The following is a 16,394-nucleotide window of genomic DNA, read 5'->3' on the forward strand; positions in this document are numbered from 1 at the left end:
CCGCCATGTCAAGACAACCGGCATTACTGACGCCACCTGGAAATTGATCTACTGGAGTTGTATCACCGGTACCGCTGTTACACAGGTCAGGCGCAAACTGATCTCCCCAAGGCCAAACGCTAAACCCTGCTGCAATTTGCCATTCACCCTCTGTTGGCAACCGTTTTCCTGCCCATTTGGCATAAGCTCTAGCATCGTCTAAATCTACCCAAATAACCGGATGTTTTTCTTTGCCAGCGGGAATGCTCCAGAGCCACGGTTGACTCGCCTGTTCTGCATCTTGCTCCCAGTGCCTCAAGAAATTAGTGACATCCGTGGGAACATATTGTGATTCTTTTAGGAATACTTGGAATTCAGAGTTAGTAACTTCGGTCTTATCCATCCAGTAACTTTGTAAAGCCACCTGTTGGGGTGGGTGGTGCATATCATGACGTGTTTCTATGCCACCGTAACAAGCGCCCTCCATTATTGCCGAGGCGTTGTGCCTTACTGTCAGTTCAACTTCTCTTCCCTCGACGAAACACATACCCGAAGGATCTTCATCTGGACCAGCTAATTCTGATCGTCCGACTTCCCGAAGGGTTAAATCACCAAGCGTGACTCGATCCCGTATGACGCTAGTCGATGGAGAAGCTTTTTCTGGCGCTAAAAGTTTTAATTCCCCCGGCGTTGATACTATACAACCTGCCTCTCCGGGATTCATAGTCAGGTTTAGTTGGTTATTAGTGTCTAGTGTTTTGATTTCCACACCATTCCATAAGTCATAGTGTCGAAACGATCTTCCGTCTCCTGTTTGGGAAGGAAGTTTAATAACCGGTCCGGTCACGACATCGTTAGTAATGTTCAACATCGTATGCATTATGCTGTCACCATCGTGCCACCGGTGGGCTACCACGTCTTGAGATAGGGTCTCTACGTACGGTTGCCAGTTTTCATCTTGGAACGCAGCTCTTTGTCGTTGCAAAAGCCTACTACAGCGCCGAATTAAAGCTCGATCCGCATCGTTCCAGGGGTTCCACCAACCAAAAATATTTTCCCAAATTACGTTACCAACACCATGGAAGAACGACCGATGAAGCATATTCTGGTGGTCCAGTGAATCTCGATCTATTGATCTGAATGAAAACCTAGGTTCTAACCAACGGATTGTGAGTAATTCTGGCGGTTCAACCGCGTTCTTCTGAAGCCAGGATCCTGTAATCGACCCGAGAGATTCCAAGCCAGGTACTCCTTCAGGATCAAACACAATATCAGGGTTGGCTTGTTCTATGGGCCCCCGAAACCCAGGGTCATCCGACCCCATAGTATCGAGGAAAATTCCATCAGCCCCAATAGCGTGAATGATGCTCCCTAGGGCTTCTGCATCTGCTACAGCTGGCGCTCCGCTGCTCTCTATACGCGAGCCGCCACTATCACGGCCTTCTTCTGGGAATCCCCATCTGTATCCTCGTGGATCTGGGTCACCTGCTCCTGGTTCCCGGCGAGTACTAAGGTCCCAGGGATTGTAATTCACAAAGACTTTAACGCCCCGTTCGTGAGCCCGGTCAGTCAATTTCCTTAAGCCCTCTAGGCCACCGGGCATGTCCCGGTAGAAGTCCATTTGATTCCTACCATCTATGCCCAAACGGGGATACGATTGCCAGAGCAGAATGATATCGTAACCACCGAACTCCTTCTCGCCATCGTCTAAAACTTCATCGATTCGGTATCGTTGTTCTTCGCGATCGTAAAAACTTGTGTCGTACATGAACACAAACGCTTCTGAATAAGCACTGCGGTACCAAGCTAAACCTTCCTTTTCGAATGCCGTCCGATCTATGGTTGCTCGCAACTCAGCACGTTGTTTCTCGAGATCATTTCCAGTAGTGCTTTTTCGTCCTACGTGTTCCGTGAAATCGTTACTAACTTTAGTATGATCAATCATCCAGGTATTCCTTTCCTTCACCACTTTTGGGAATCGCTTAAAACCTAGCTAATCAAGAACCTAAATTAGTTTACTTCGTAAAGACCAAAAAGAAGACGACCTGAAAGTTAATGACTAAACTTTCAGGTCGTCTTCTTTTTGGTCTTTACGAAGTGACCTAATCGGAGTACCCTTAGGAGGTAATTCATACCTTTAAGCCTGGCTCTGTCGTCTTTATGGGCCCTATAGGAAACAGTCGGAATCCAGTTTAGGTTCTTGATTAGCTTGTCTGTGCTCGTGACTTTCTGTCATTTCTAACTCTTCTATGGTTTACAGCGTCCCTCGATTTAGGATATCCTGTGCATAACGGTAATCTGTTAGATAGTGAGTAGTGGAGGTGATGGACCACCTGACCAAGCGGTAAGCGTCTTTTTTATTGGCGGTTTTCGCTCAGTTGTGGTTTGAGACGCTTTCATTATTTCCATCAGATTTTCGCGGTTTTAGGTTATTGAGGAACTTTTTAGGGGGTAAATACAAGTGAGATTAAAGATGACAACTTTACTGGCTGCTTCTTTGGTGGTCGGAACAGTTTTCTTCGGTATGGGGGTGGCTCAAGAGTATATCGAGTCGCCTTATGATGCCGCAAAAGTAGCTGCTGGTGAGCTGCCACCGCTTGGGGAGAGGCTTCCCGATACACCCATGGTGTACCCAGTCACTCAAGAGATTGGTGAGCATGGTGGGCAATTCAACGTGTTCGCTTTGGATAACTTCCCTTGGAACGCCCTAACGGAAGAACCAGCTCGCGGGCCACTTGCGCTTCTAATGACACAAGACAATGACTTTATTCCTGACATTGTTTTGGACTACAAGCAGTCGGATGACAACACGTCATTCGAGCTGTACCTACGTCCAGGAATGAAATGGTCCAACGGAGACGATTTCACTTCCGAGGACTTCACGTTTAAGCGTGAATACCTAAGCGATGATGGGTGGCAGATTCACCTTTATCCCGAGGGATCTACAGTTGAGGCGCCGGACGATCACACGGTGATCATTAACTTCCCAGCCCCACGTCCTCGCGCTCTTCTCGACATGATTCATTGGCGGGGTGGCGAATGGACGCTGTTCAACCCAAGCAACTACCTCAAAACCTGGCATCCTGATTTCAACGAGAACGCTGAAGCAGTTGCCAAGGAAGAGGGATTCGCATCTTGGGAGGAAGCCTTCAAATGGCATTACTACTGGCGGCCCCTTAACGATGCTAATAAACCGACTTCCCAACAGTGGAAGCCTTTAACCTTCACAACCACTGCGAAGCTCTACGAGCGTAACCCGTTCTTCCACCAAGTGGACGCCGCGGGACAGCAGCTTCCTTACGTAGACACGGTTCTTTCCACCATTGTTGATCCAGAAACCTTCAACCTAAAAGTAGTCTCTGGTGAAGCCGACTTAGCCTACCTACGTACATCATTCGATAACTACACCCTCTATATGGAGAATAAGGAACAGGCTGGTTATGAAGTTAATCTTATTCCTCAATTTACCTCCGGAGAGGTAGTCTACTACCCGAACCAAAGTCATCCCGACCCAGTCAAAAAAGCTCTCTTTACTAACGCTGACTTCCGTCGGGCTCTGTCGGTCGCTATAGATCGGAATGAAATCAACGAGGTTCTTTACTCTGGTGTCGCTGTACCTCAACAGTGGTCAGTTACATCCATGGCCTCGATTTACGAAGAGGAATGGGGTACCGCCTACGCGCAGTTTGATCCTGATCTTGCCAACGAACTGTTGGACGGCCTGGGGTTAACTAGACGTAACGCTCAGGGTACCCGCATTCAGTTGGACGGCAAACCTTTGACCATAGTCGTTGAGTTCGTTGAAGGTTCTTTCGCCGGAGCAGCTTTAAAAACACACGAGCTAGTTAAGGAATACTGGTCTGACATAGGCGTTCAGTCGGAAATTAGACCAGTTGGCATAGCCGCCTCAGCGACAAGGGCGATAGAAATGAATTGGGACGTTTGGGCTCAACGCGAACCTAATGGTGAGATGTACGGAACCGTGATCAGTGAAGACACCATCGGTTTCAGAAACGAACATTGNGAGCGTTGGCGCGAAGCAACATACGCCTTGGCTGCTGGTACTAAGACGCTAGATGATTACGGTGGAGAAATGCCGGGCGAAGAGCCACCACCAGAAATCAATTGGCTACTAGATGTTCGACTGGAACTTATGGATAGTGTCTTCGGTAGTGAAGAGTACACGCGTCTAGGCAAAGAGTACTACCAGTTCCTTTCAGATAATACCTATGCTATCGGGACAGTTGGGGAACTACCAATGGTGTTCCTTGCTAAACCAAACATTGGCAACTTGCCAACCGAGCTTCCGCCCTGGATCGAATGGGGTGGGGATTTGAACCATTATAGTAACCAGTGGTTCATCAGATCTGAAAACTAACGAGCAACCTGAGACTCGTTAGTTAAAAAGAAGACGACCTGAAAGTTTAGTCATTAACTTTCAGGTCGTCTTCTTTTTGGTCTTTACGAAGTGAACTAATTTAGGTTCTTGATTAGCTAGGTTTTAAGCGATTCCCAAAAGTGGTGAAGGAAAGGAATACCTGGATGATTGATCATACTAAAGTTAGTAACGATTTCACGGAACACGTAGGACGAAAAAGCACTACTGGAAATGATCTCGAGAAACAACGTGCTGAGTTGCGAGCAACCATAGATCGGACGGCATTCGAAAAGGAAGGTTTAGCTTGGTACCGCAGTGCTTATTCAGAAGCGTTTGTGTTCATGTACGACACAAGTTTTTACGATCGCGAAGAACAACGATACCGAATCGATGAAGTTTTAGACGATGGCGAGAAGGAGTTCGGTGGTTACGATATCATTCTGCTCTGGCAATCGTATCCCCGTTTGGGCATAGATGGTAGGAATCAAATGGACTTCTACCGGGACATGCCCGGTGGCCTAGAGGGCTTAAGGAAATTGACTGACCGGGCTCACGAACGGGGCGTTAAAGTCTTTGTGAATTACAATCCCTGGGACCTTAGTACTCGCCGGGAACCAGGAGCAGGTGACCCAGATCCACGAGGATACAGATGGGGATTCCCAGAAGAAGGCCGTGATAGTGGCGGCTCGCGTATAGAGAGCAGCGGAGCGCCAGCTGTAGCAGATGCAGAAGCCCTAGGGAGCATCATTCACGCTATTGGGGCTGATGGAATTTTCCTCGATACTATGGGGTCGGATGACCCTGGGTTTCGGGGGCCCATAGAACAAGCCAACCCTGATATTGTGTTTGATCCTGAAGGAGTACCTGGCTTGGAATCTCTCGGGTCGATTACAGGATCCTGGCTTCAGAAGAACGCGGTTGAACCGCCAGAATTACTCACAATCCGTTGGTTAGAACCTAGGTTTTCATTCAGATCAATAGATCGAGATTCACTGGACCACCAGAATATGCTTCATCGGTCGTTCTTCCATGGTGTTGGTAACGTAATTTGGGAAAATATCTTCGGTTGGTGGAACCCCTGGAACGATGCGGATCGAGCTTTAATTCGGCGCTGTAGTAGGCTTTTGCAACGACAAAGAACTGCGTTCCAAGATGAAAACTGGCAACCGTACGTAGAGACCCTATCTCAAGACGTGGTAGCCCACCGGTGGCACGATGGTGACAGCATAATGCATACGATGTTGAACATTACTAACGATGTCGTGACCGGACCGGTTATTAAACTTCCTTCCCAAACAGGAGACGGAAGATCGTTTCGACACTATGACTTATGGAATGGTGTGGAAATCAAAACACTAGACACTAATAACCAACTAAACCTGACTATGAATCCCGGAGAGGCAGGTTGTATAGTATCAACGCCGGGGGAATTAAAACTTTTAGCGCCAGAAAAAGCTTCTCCATCGACTAGCGTCATACGGGATCGAGTCACGCTTGGTGATTTAACCCTTCGGGAAGTCGGACGATCAGAATTAGCTGGTCCAGATGAAGATCCTTCGGGTATGTGTTTCGTCGAGGGAAGAGAAGTTGAACTGACAGTAAGGCACAACGCCTCGGCAATAATGGAGGGCGCTTGTTACGGTGGCATAGAAACACGTCATGATATGCACCACCCACCCCAACAGGTGGCTTTACAAAGTTACTGGATGGATAAGACCGAAGTTACTAACTCTGAATTCCAAGTATTCCTAAAAGAATCACAATATGTTCCCACGGATGTCACTAATTTCTTGAGGCACTGGGAGCAAGATGCAGAACAGGCGAGTCAACCGTGGCTCTGGAGCATTCCCGCTGGCAAAGAAAAACATCCGGTTATTTGGGTAGATTTAGACGATGCTAGAGCTTATGCCAAATGGGCAGGAAAACGGTTGCCAACAGAGGGTGAATGGCAAATTGCAGCAGGGTTTAGCGTTTGGCCTTGGGGAGATCAGTTTGCGCCTGACCTGTGTAACAGCGGTACCGGTGATACAACTCCAGTAGATCAATTTCCAGGTGGCGTCAGTAATGCCGGTTGTCTTGACATGGCGGGCAACGTTTGGGAGGGGACAGAAAGCGAAAGGGATGATGGGCACACGCGTTTCGCCATTTTAAAGGGTGGAAGTCATTTGGTTGTAGAAGGCCGTTGGTATAACGCTAGCGGAGCCCAAAGGAACGACGTCCATGAGAAAATACTCCTAATGTATCCTGGACTTGATCGTTGCGGCACCATTGGTTTCCGGTGCGTCAAAGATACGACTTCATAGGTGAATCATCTGGGGTGGGTGTGTTTCTTAAAGGCGCTTCCTGCTTTTAAATCAGCTACCCCAGATCACTCGTTGAGGTAACGGCAAGCCCCAGCCCGGTTGTGAAGCAAGTTAGTAGAAAGGACAGATTGACTTAGAAAAGAGGTTCCGTAATGCCCGGCCAAATTGGCATAAGCATGGAAACTTCTGCCTTTAGCGATTGTTTTTTCTGAAAACTTCTTACGAAACTTGTTTTATAGTTGCACCTTAAGGAAATCCGGAACAACTGCACAAATCAGGATCTGATGCTGATTTTAATCAAAGCTAAATGATAGAAAAGAAGCTAATCAAGTTTTACTAAACGGAGGATGGTCGGATGCTGCGGTTAAAAAAAGATGCGTTGAAAGACAAGATATTAGGGGCTTGGGTGGGGAAGTCGTACGGTGCTGCTATGGGAGAACCCATTGAATTCAAATATACCGGCGAAATCTTTGAAGGTAACGTAGATGTTCAGGAGTTGCACCTACGAGAATGGTTAGTAAACGAGGATGACCTTTACATGAATATGGCTATGCTCCAAGTAGTCGCTGAACAAGGTCTGGATGCCACCCCTGAAGATTTTGCGACACCCTATCGAGAGGGGAAGTACTTAGTGTGGCACGCCAACGGTCAAGCTAGACAAAATCTCCTCGAAGGCATACCAGCAGAACATGCTGGACACCCTTACTATAATCCTCATGCGGACGACATTGATTTTCAAATTGAATGTGATTACATAGGCATGATTTCACCCGGAATGCCAGAGGTAGCTCAGGATCTTTGTCGACGACAAGGAAGGGTCGTCAATCACGGTGATGGAATATATGGGGGAATGTTCTTTACGGCCATGTATGCGGCATCCTTTTTTGAAGACGATCCCAGGAAGATAGTAGAATTAGGTCGAAAAGCTGTTCCGGCTGACTCTGCCTGTGGACGCATAATAGATGACGTATTGGGATGGCATGTGGAGTACCCTACTGACTGGCGGGCAACGTGGGGAGAGATCGAGAAAAAGTGGAATCACGACTTGTGTCCCTGGGGACCTACGGAGAACGAGGGTAAATTTAATATTCAGGCGAACTTTAACGGCGCTTATGTAGCCCTCGGACTTTTATATGGGAACCGTGATTTCCTCAAAACAATAGAGATTACTAATAGATCAGGTCAAGACACTGATAGTAACGTCGCTAACGTAGGCGGGATCATCGGGACAGTCCTTGGGTATGAACGTTTCCCAAAACGAGTTATAGAAGAGATATCCCCATATATGGATCGGGTTTATAACCACACGAAATATTCAATTTTGTCAGCTACCGATGTTTGTTTCAGATTAGCAATTGAGAACGTCATTCAGAATGGCGGTAAAGATGCCGGCGAGGAACTACAAATTCCAAATCAGCCCTATACCTATGTTTCTGAAACCGAAGTTTCTTTCCCAAAGTTTTTCGTTGTAGATGCACTAAAAGTTAGTGATTCACGCATCTCCTGGAACGGTTCCTGGGAAAAAGACGAACGAGCAGAAGAGCAGTTAGTGTCTACTACTCCTGGTGACTCCGTCACGGTAGAATTCCGTGGGAATACCCTGTACGTACAGGGCGACCTTCACCATGATAAAGGAATCTTGGAAGCTTGGATTGACGGACAGCTTGTGCAGGAGAGAGATATGTATCATCCTCCTCATTGGGAAAGAGCTAATCAGGCAACGGCAGTGTGGATCACAGGCCTTCCTGATGGTGAACACAAGTTGGAATTGAAAGTGACAGGGCGCAAGAACAAGAATAGTACTGGTATTGGCACGGCCATCGGCCGAATAGTGTCGTATTCCGGCAGCATAGACCCCCCCAATATTTAGACAGATTAATGGCCCTGAGACTGCTGATTAGTAGAAGCGCTAAGGCGATATGCACCTTATCTTTAAAATCTGCTTCTAAATCTAGGTTTCCCTAAGAAGGATATTCAGGCTCTAGCAGTCTTGGAGATCAGTTAGTGCTGAAGTAATGTTTTTGCAAGCATCGCGTTAGCGATTTCCTTAATTTGTAGTTTTTCGGTTTTGGTTGCTTTCGCAACCTCAATGGCAACTAGTTCGTCACAATACTCATGCAGCTGCTGCATCTCAGGAATACGGTCTGGATATTGTTCACGTAGAACTGTGTGCCAATGCCGACCGTAATTAGCGTGGATGGCTTCATCAGCCCAATCAAATTCCATATCATGCTGACTCATACCGTCAGCGTAAGCAGCGAACGCCTGGGCTCGAGTTACTTTTTTGCCAATATTTTTTGTTTCAAAATAGTGAAGCATACCCATACGAACAATAGGATCTTGCCCGTAGGCACTATCGTAAATGTAGCTTCCGAGAGGCATTTCACCTGGTTCGAAACCCCATGTGCAGAGCCGTTCGAATCCCATACGCACATGCCGACTTTCATCAAAGGTCCATCGTGCTGCATCCCGAATGAACTCCCAATCTAAATCATCTGCGAAGGCGTGAAGAATTGCACCACCAACCTCGACAGCCCAAACTTCATTTAAGTGGCTCACAGCACTTCTGAGTTGTAGGTTTACTCCTTCTCCATAAGCGAACGTTGGATCGATGATATCGGGCCAATAGTAATGACACAGGGCAAACGTTTTATCTCGCGCTGGGATCTCCGCCAGTTGGAAGGTACGACTATCCTCAAGTATCATCATCGTGTCTGACTGCTTCGGCCTCTCTAACGAGAGGCCGCCAACTTCATCCAGTCTAGATTGAAAGGCTGCCACCCAACGGTTTGCAGTAACTTTGTCTTGTTGGTGAGCGCCTAGTTCTTCATCAGCCAGTTCAAGCAATTCCCTTATCTGAATGGTTTTTTCGGAGATCGCTAGGTCTAATGAACGTTGTATTGTCCCATCAGTAAGGTCATCCGCTTGGTTAACGTAATCGCGATAGGCAATCAGTAGGGCTGGTTTCAGGACTTGAGCTAGCAAAAGGAGGTAAGCCCCAGGATTCGGAGCGTGAGACGCTTGTTGAAAAATCTCAACGAGAGGAGCATCATCATCAATTTCCAACATTCGTTTTGGATATCGCAATTCAAAGACTCGTTCCCGAAGATCATCAGCTACCTGGGTGTCTTGCCATATGTGGCGGGGAAGGGTTGTCTTGGCTCTGAACGAAGCAATTCCGGGCAACCAGCCAGCTTGACTAATTATCAAACAACGTTCAAGTAAATAAAGACGCTTGAAGATAGATGCTGAATCGATCCTCATTAATCTAGCGCGAGGGTGATGACCGGGTAGATAAGTTGGTGTGTTCTCATTTGTGGTCGACATGATTGCTCACTTTCAAGTCAAACAGACCAAGGTGCTATAGCCATTATAGGTCAGGTGGCACTAGAAGATCGTATGATGACAGGAGTGGAAAACACACAAGGAAACACTGTAACTAAAGAGGGCCACGTAGCTGTAGTGGGAAGCTATTTGGTAGCACTAGTGATGGAAGTAGAACGGCTACCAAATACGGGAGAGACTGTACACGGTAGTGGTTACTTTCAAACCCATGGAGGCAAAGGATCAAATATGTCAGTTCAAGCGGCACGCCTTGGAGCGCATACGGGATTCGTGGGCCGCGTGGGAGATGATGCTAACGGTACTACCTTCCGGACTTTGCTGAAAAAAGAAGGTATTGACGATAGGTACCTAAAGTACCACCAGGATTCAGCCACTGGAGTTGGCTTCATTATGGTTGCACCCGATGGTCAGAATATAATCAGTATAGACAGCGGGCCAAATGCCGCCTTATCTAATTCCGATATTGATGAAGCCGCAAGTTCATGGACAAACAAAACGGTTGTGTTGACGCAACTCGAGATACCCCTACAAACAGCGCTATACGCTATGCGAGCCGGTTTTCAACGGAATCTGACCACTATTCTCAATCCGGCGCCAGCTTGTAATCTGCTCGATCAAGACCTCTCTAGCGTGAGCGTAATTACTCCCAACGAGACCGAAGCCCGAGTGTGCCTAGGTTTAACAGATGACGGACCCGTTGATGAAGACGAATTAGGCAAAAAACTTCTGGACCTCGGTTGTGGGGCAGCGATATTGACATTAGGTGAACGGGGAAGTTTATGCGTTACTCGTGATGATATTACTCTTGTACCAGCTTTTGAGATTCCCGAGGTAGTAGACACAACTGGGGCTGGTGACGCCTTTAATGCTTCACTAGCAGTTGCTCTCTCAAGAGGACAACACTTGGCTGATGCTGCTCGCTTCGCTAATGCTGCAGCTGCGTTGTCCTGTACCAAACTAGATACGTTACCGTCCTATCACGATAGTTCTCAGGTAACCAAAATATTGCAACAAACATAAGCTGGCTTTTTGGGAGTGAGACGAGTCACTTAGTTACTACCAGAGCCAGGACGCTCGAAGATCGCTATTCACAACCACACCCTCTTCCGGCCAAATACCTTGCCGTAGGTCGACAATTGATTGAGCGGCTGCGATTCCTGATTCTTTGACAGCTAATGTGTCAATGCCAGCTCTATGAGAACTAACCACAACGTTATCTAACCCCAAAAGCGGGTGTTCCTTTGAAATAGGTTCGGGCTCAAACACGTCTAAGCCCGCCCCATCAAGATGACCCGATTGGATGGCTTCAAAAAGGTGATCCTGATCGACGAGTGGGCCTCTAGCGGTATTTATTAAGATGCTTCCTTTTTTCATTCGCATTAAAACCGAATGATCGAATAACCTCCTAGTTTCATCGGTCAGAGGACTGTGGATGGTCAAAATATCAGATCGTTTTAATAGGGTGTCGAGGTCAACTAGTTCAATGTTGTTATCGGACACGAAATCAATATCAGGGTATTTTTCGGCAGCAATGATATTCAATCCGAAGGCATTAGCCCGAATTGCTACGCTACGACCAGTACGGCCTAATCCAAAAATTCCCAAGGTCCTTCCTCGTAGAGGGAGGTTGGCTTGTGTTGGCCATTCCCCGGCCCGTACTCGCTGATCGATCGGGACGATGCGTTTAGTCACTGCAAGTATCAAAGCCAATGTATGCTCAGCAACAGCAGCATGATTAGCGGCTGGAGTTATAGTCACGGCAATCTTGTTACGGGTAGCAGAGGCAATGTCGACACGGTCATATCCAACACCCGTACGAGCGATTACACGAAGGTCAGGAAGCTGGGAAAGAATTTTGTCCGAGAATCTTACAGAGCTGGCAAGGATAGCCTGCGCTCCGGACAGTTCGTCTATAGTTTCCTGGTCACTAAGATTACCTCTAGCTATAAGTGGATTACGCGGATACGCAATCGCAAAACCAGCAGCCTTGAGAATGTCAACATGTGGACCTGCTTGCTTTCGGAACCACTCTTGAGTGATTAGAACAGTAGGTGGGTGTGCCATAATTTTCGCGAATCCTTCCTTGTTTGATGATCTCGGTCAATGCAGGTTAGCAACGAAGAAATAATTAGATACAGTAAATAGTTTTAGCTTACCAGACAGCCTAGGTCCGCCCATACTAAATGTGCCTATGGCCGCATTTGTAAAGGGGAGGTAACATACACTAAAGATTGTAAGCCAAATTATTAACCTAGAGGTGTGCACTCAGGCTGTTCCGTCAGAATCTCTCCTAAACCACACGTTTGCAGATCGAAGTAATAAAAAACAGAAATCCCCAACCACAAGTCCTTTTGAACAACATGGAAGATTAGGTGATGGGCCCTCTTATCAATTTCCGAAGTTCAAAAATACTCACTGCGCTTTGCTAGGACAGGCGAGGCACCCTTCCGTTACAGGACAGCAGATGGCCTAATAATGTAAGTGGAGTGGCAACAATGCTTCTCCGGATGAGATTGTGGTTAGATTAGTCATTACCTTCATAAGTTACTTTCCCAACGAGGTAGGTGCCCTTAAGCAACCAATAACTCTAGCTTAAGCCTAAATTTAATCAATACTACGCGTATGATGCAGTTATGAAAAAAAGGGGGTTATATGCCGAAAGTAGCGATGTCGTCTTGGACTTTTCACGAAGCGTTTGGATGCCTGTGGAATGAGCTTCACCCTAACGGAAAGAAGGTTATTCCAAAGAACGTAGCTACCTCAGCCTCACTAGACCTTCTAAGTCTTCCTCGCGAAGTTGCTTCTCATGACATCAAAACAATAGATATTTGTCACTTTCATCTTCCCAGCATAGACGCTACTTTCTTGGAAGAACTTAAAAGGGCCCTGGCAGAAGCCGATGTAGAACTAGTCCAGTTGCTCATAGACTCAGGTGAATTATGTAAGCCGGATCCTGAAGCGTCCCGGGATCAAATCGAAATTGTCAAACGTTGGATGGAAGTAGCAAGCCAACTGGGAGCGACAGGCGTTAGGTACGTTCCTGGGGCAGCGACCCCATCAGCTGAAACCATTGGCGCCAGCGTCAAAGCTTTCCGCGAACTGGCGGATTTTGCAAACTCATTGGCTTTAGAACCAGCTACAGAAAACTTTAAAAACATGAATCAACTTCCAGGAACCCTCTTAGAGATTATAGATCTCTCTGAGCGTTCCTATGGATTGGTCGCAGATTTTGGTAATGCTAGCGGGCCAGATAAATATTTGACGCTTTCAAAACTGATGCCCCGAGCAACGTCGATACATGCTTGGGCAAATTGTGACGACAACGGAATAATTGATCGTGCAGAATTTAGGCACTGTCTAGAAATTGCATTGGATTCTGGATTTGATGGTCCCATTCTACTATTAGGTGCACGGCCCCCAGATGCCGTTAAGCACAAGAGGGGACTTTGGCAGGTCACGAATGATCTTTGGGATGAAGTGGAGAGTGTATTCGGTGGGACGCGTTAAAAGTATTCCATGTATGACTGCGGGTTTAACTAATTGATGCCCTAGAAAAACAGCTCCAGTTTAGGAGATCATTTTTGGCAAAGTAGAGTTGGTATCATGAAAATGACTTTGACTATACTATTCCGCATTGGATGTGATACCAGTTATCGGAACGGAAATGATGGGACTTAACGTATGTGCAAGTATAAATTTTAAGGTGTTACTGATTTGTAGTTAAGGTAGACCCGAGCATCGGATATAATCACTGCTAAAGTCACATTAGGAAGGTCGTTACAAATTATGCCAAGAGAACTAATTGCCCCAGCTCAAGAGAAAGTTGCTTTTAGGGATTACGAAAGTCCTGATTTGCAGCCGGAAGAAATAAGAGTTAAATCGACGTTCGCTGCTGCTAAAACAGGAAGCGAAATGTCGGGTTTTAAAGGTTATGGAAATCCTCGGGGCGATTATGATTTTGAGTGGAAAATATTTCGGTCCGATCGGCCAATGTTTAGCTTCCCAATGCATCTTGGTAATACTTGTGTTGGAGAAGTTATTGAAGTTGGAGATGCCGTTAGTGGCTTTGAGGTGGGCCAGACCGTGTTTCGTCACAGTCCCTTCCGTGAAGAGCACGTATGGCAGGCTAGCACCGTGAGGAACCTTCCTGAGGGTGCCACTTGGAAGGATGCGGTTTGTCTTGACCCTGTGGACTTTGCCCTTGGAGCAATTCGTGACGGTAACGTTCGTTTAGGTGACGCCGTAGCCGTCTTCGGAATGGGAGCAATTGGACTAATTGCTCTCCAATTAGCTAAGTTGGCAGGAGCCTACCCGGTAATTGCAGTTGATCCACTTCCAATTCGTCGTGAAGTAGCGAGTCAGGTTGGGGCTGACATTGTGCTTGACCCGACAAATTGTGACGCTGGTGTTGAGATTAAGAAAGCGACTGGCAAACGGGGCGCTGACGTGTGCATAGAGTACAGCGGAAGTCACCTGGCATTACAAGCCGCACTCCGTGGTGTTGCTTATAATTCCGTGGTCGTAGCAGGGGCATGGCCTGGCGCCTATCCAGCAGGCCTGGATTTCGGCGCAGAAGCGCACTTCAATATCCCAAAGATTGTGTTTTCGAGATCATGTAGCGAACCTAACCCAGAGTATCCAAATTGGGATGAGGACCGATTATTTGATGTAGCCTTGCGATTACTCGCAGGGGATAAACTCAATACTGAGGCGATCGTGCGTCCAATCGTTCAATTCGATGAACTTTTAGTAGAGTATCCAAAAATTGCCAATAACCCGGATGAGAACGTTAAGTTAGGAGTAATCTTCTAGGTTAGCTTAAACGTTTTTGGGGGTTACCTTGGTAGAACTTGTGTAATCACCAGTCCCAAGGCTCGTAAACGAGTTCGATGAGGTGACCATCTGGATCATACAAATATATTTGTGTTGCTCCATCACCACGATCTCTTGGGCCCTCAGCAATCTCGACATCGTTTTGTTGCAGGGTTTGTAGTACTTCTTTTACGTTGCTTACGCTAAAACAAATGTGGCGGGAAAACGTTAGGTCTCGCCCCGGTTTCGGAGTGTTTTGTGGGTCACCAGATGACGCTGTGGCGTCGGAAGTATGGATTGTGTGGACTTCATAACTTTGGTTAATACGAAACCACTGCCCTTTAAAATCAAATGGTTTGGGACGATGAACCTGTTCCATTCCTAACACATCAACGTAGAAACGACGTGAGGCCTCTAGGTCGTTGACAACAACACTCACATGATGTAGTTTTCCCATTTTTATCAATTAATTAATCCTCCCAACTAGTTGCCCGTAGGGGAAATTATATGCGGGCGGATTGCTATTAGATTCTCCAGCAAGCGCTTAACCAATGCTAGGGAAGGCATTTCAAATGAATCGTAAGTAAAGATACCATTAGAAGAAGACTGTGTCTGTTTAACTCGCTAACACCTATTTTTGGGCTATCCTTTTTCGTCAGGAGGAAACATGAAGCCACTAGTGTTATTTGCTGTTAGCCTCCTTTTAGGCTTACTATTCCTCGTATTTTTGGTTTCTCCAGATATGCCGCTAACCGAGACGGAGGCAGGGGCTACTCTGTTTGTAATTATGGGTTTAATGCCGTTTCTTATTTTTTTTGGAGGGATTATTGAAGTAGCACGGATTATCTTGGGGAAAGACCGACCGAAGTGGCTGCCAAAAATATATTGGCCTGTCTCTGCGGCTCTTTCTATTGCAGGGTTACCCTCTTTACTAACCTTCCTTTTTATCTAATGGGTCGTAATCATAATGCAGCAGTTGGGCTTAAGATGAATGCATTTGGGACAGGATTAAAAAAGCTTTTACGGCAGAACTTCTGATATCTGGAAAAAGCTTAGGGGACGCTAAGTATTTTCCAGAGATGCCTCGGCTAAAATCTCATTAGGGGTAATGTGTGGTGGGTCGTATTCAAGCTACCTAAGTTACAAAGGAGCCAAAACCCATAACTCTTAAAGGCTAACCTGTTGAGTTCAAAGGGCACGATAAGACAATCAAAATCATTGGTCAACATGCAACAGGAACAGCTTTTAAAGATCTAAAAATTATGAAGTACCAATTAGGTATGGTTGCACGGCACAAGTCTGCGTCTTAGTTGTTTTGGTTTGAGGTTGTTTTCACCTCGTAATCGTTAGTGGATAGTATGCCTGAAGGTCCAGTCATTTCAACATTAATTTGGTAGGGAGCGTTTCCGTCAGTTGGTACTGTCCATTCAAGATCACCAACATTAACGAGTGAGTTTTCTGGGCATGAACAAGGAATGACGTGTTCCTCGAGTTTGTTGCCTTTTGCGTCCTCAATCCACCATCGTACGGTCAGTTCAGGGTAATCCGTTAGGTAGTCGTTAACTACGAAAATTCCT

Annotated in this window: 12 protein-coding genes; 7 read left to right on the forward strand and 5 right to left on the reverse strand. The window is 46.6% G+C overall.

From position 1 onward, the window contains the following. The coding region (locus tag CMO31_00150; protein MAZ52419.1) for a hypothetical protein at positions 1 to 1,924 on the reverse strand (1,924 nt) is incomplete at its 3' end. Between the two features lie 528 nt (positions 1,925 to 2,452). On the opposite strand from CMO31_00150, the gene CMO31_00155 reads away from it, so the two are divergent. The 3 genes from CMO31_00155 to CMO31_00165 all read left to right on the forward strand — a co-directional run bounded on the left by CMO31_00155 (position 2,453) and on the right by CMO31_00165 (position 8,530). Continuing rightward, a complete protein-coding gene (locus CMO31_00155; protein MAZ52420.1) occupies positions 2,453 to 4,357 on the forward strand; it encodes a hypothetical protein in 1,905 nt (634 codons plus the stop codon). Between the two features lie 164 nt (positions 4,358 to 4,521). After that, on the forward strand, positions 4,522 to 6,660 hold the full coding sequence (locus tag CMO31_00160) for a hypothetical protein (GenBank protein MAZ52421.1): 2,139 nt from the start codon (positions 4,522 to 4,524) through the stop codon (positions 6,658 to 6,660). Positions 6,661 to 7,015: 355 nt separating this feature from the next. After that, positions 7,016 to 8,530, forward strand: a complete 1,515-nt coding sequence (locus CMO31_00165) for a hypothetical protein (GenBank protein ID MAZ52422.1) — start codon at positions 7,016 to 7,018, stop codon at positions 8,528 to 8,530. Positions 8,531 to 8,661: 131 nt separating this feature from the next. On the opposite strand, the gene CMO31_00170 is transcribed toward CMO31_00165, so the two are convergent. Then, on the reverse strand, positions 8,662 to 9,987 hold the full coding sequence (locus CMO31_00170) for a hypothetical protein (GenBank protein MAZ52423.1): 1,326 nt from the start codon (positions 9,985 to 9,987) through the stop codon (positions 8,662 to 8,664). Between the two features lie 75 nt (positions 9,988 to 10,062). Here CMO31_00170 and CMO31_00175 point away from each other — a divergent pair, with 75 nt between their 5' ends. Next, positions 10,063 to 11,025, forward strand: coding sequence for a ribokinase (locus CMO31_00175; GenBank protein ID MAZ52424.1), 963 nt, complete (start codon positions 10,063 to 10,065; stop codon positions 11,023 to 11,025). A 36-nt stretch (positions 11,026 to 11,061) separates the two neighbouring features. Here CMO31_00175 and CMO31_00180 read toward each other — a convergent pair whose 3' ends face one another. Then, on the reverse strand, positions 11,062 to 12,069 hold the full coding sequence (locus tag CMO31_00180; GenBank protein ID MAZ52425.1) for a hypothetical protein: 1,008 nt from the start codon (positions 12,067 to 12,069) through the stop codon (positions 11,062 to 11,064). A 588-nt stretch (positions 12,070 to 12,657) separates the two neighbouring features. On the opposite strand from CMO31_00180, the gene CMO31_00185 reads away from it, so the two are divergent. After that, a complete protein-coding gene (locus tag CMO31_00185) occupies positions 12,658 to 13,512 on the forward strand; it encodes a hypothetical protein (protein ID MAZ52426.1) in 855 nt (284 codons plus the stop codon). A gap of 279 nt (positions 13,513 to 13,791) precedes the next feature. After that, a complete protein-coding gene (locus CMO31_00190; protein ID MAZ52427.1) occupies positions 13,792 to 14,817 on the forward strand; it encodes an alcohol dehydrogenase in 1,026 nt (341 codons plus the stop codon). A 46-nt stretch (positions 14,818 to 14,863) separates the two neighbouring features. On the opposite strand, the gene CMO31_00195 is transcribed toward CMO31_00190, so the two are convergent. After that, the gene (locus tag CMO31_00195; GenBank protein MAZ52428.1) at positions 14,864 to 15,274 is read right to left on the reverse strand and encodes a glyoxalase; all 411 of its coding nucleotides are present in this window, start codon (positions 15,272 to 15,274) and stop codon (positions 14,864 to 14,866) included. A 210-nt stretch (positions 15,275 to 15,484) separates the two neighbouring features. Between CMO31_00195 and CMO31_00200 the strand changes: the two genes are divergently transcribed. Beyond that, complete coding sequence (locus tag CMO31_00200) at positions 15,485 to 15,769, forward strand: hypothetical protein (protein ID MAZ52429.1); 285 nt, start codon at positions 15,485 to 15,487, stop codon at positions 15,767 to 15,769. Between the two features lie 354 nt (positions 15,770 to 16,123). Here CMO31_00200 and CMO31_00205 read toward each other — a convergent pair. After that, the coding region (locus tag CMO31_00205) for a hypothetical protein (protein ID MAZ52430.1) at positions 16,124 to 16,394 on the reverse strand (271 nt) is incomplete at its 5' end.

It is taken from the genome of Trueperaceae bacterium (assembly GCA_002707365.1).
Classification (GTDB): domain Bacteria; phylum Deinococcota; class Deinococci; order Deinococcales; family Trueperaceae; genus UBA6957.

Coding starts and splice junctions, on each gene's coding strand:
- CMO31_00170 (MAZ52423.1), bottom strand. CDS start 9,987: ATGTCGACCACAAATGAGAACACACCAACTTATCTACCCGGTCATCAC.
- CMO31_00160 (MAZ52421.1), top strand. CDS start 4,522: ATGATTGATCATACTAAAGTTAGTAACGATTTCACGGAACACGTAGGA.
- CMO31_00185 (MAZ52426.1), top strand. CDS start 12,658: ATGCCGAAAGTAGCGATGTCGTCTTGGACTTTTCACGAAGCGTTTGGA.
- CMO31_00195 (MAZ52428.1), bottom strand. CDS start 15,274: ATGGGAAAACTACATCATGTGAGTGTTGTTGTCAACGACCTAGAGGCC.
- CMO31_00200 (MAZ52429.1), top strand. CDS start 15,485: ATGAAGCCACTAGTGTTATTTGCTGTTAGCCTCCTTTTAGGCTTACTA.
- CMO31_00180 (MAZ52425.1), bottom strand. CDS start 12,069: ATGGCACACCCACCTACTGTTCTAATCACTCAAGAGTGGTTCCGAAAG.
- CMO31_00190 (MAZ52427.1), top strand. CDS start 13,792: ATGCCAAGAGAACTAATTGCCCCAGCTCAAGAGAAAGTTGCTTTTAGG.
- CMO31_00165 (MAZ52422.1), top strand. CDS start 7,016: ATGCTGCGGTTAAAAAAAGATGCGTTGAAAGACAAGATATTAGGGGCT.
- CMO31_00175 (MAZ52424.1), top strand. CDS start 10,063: ATGACAGGAGTGGAAAACACACAAGGAAACACTGTAACTAAAGAGGGC.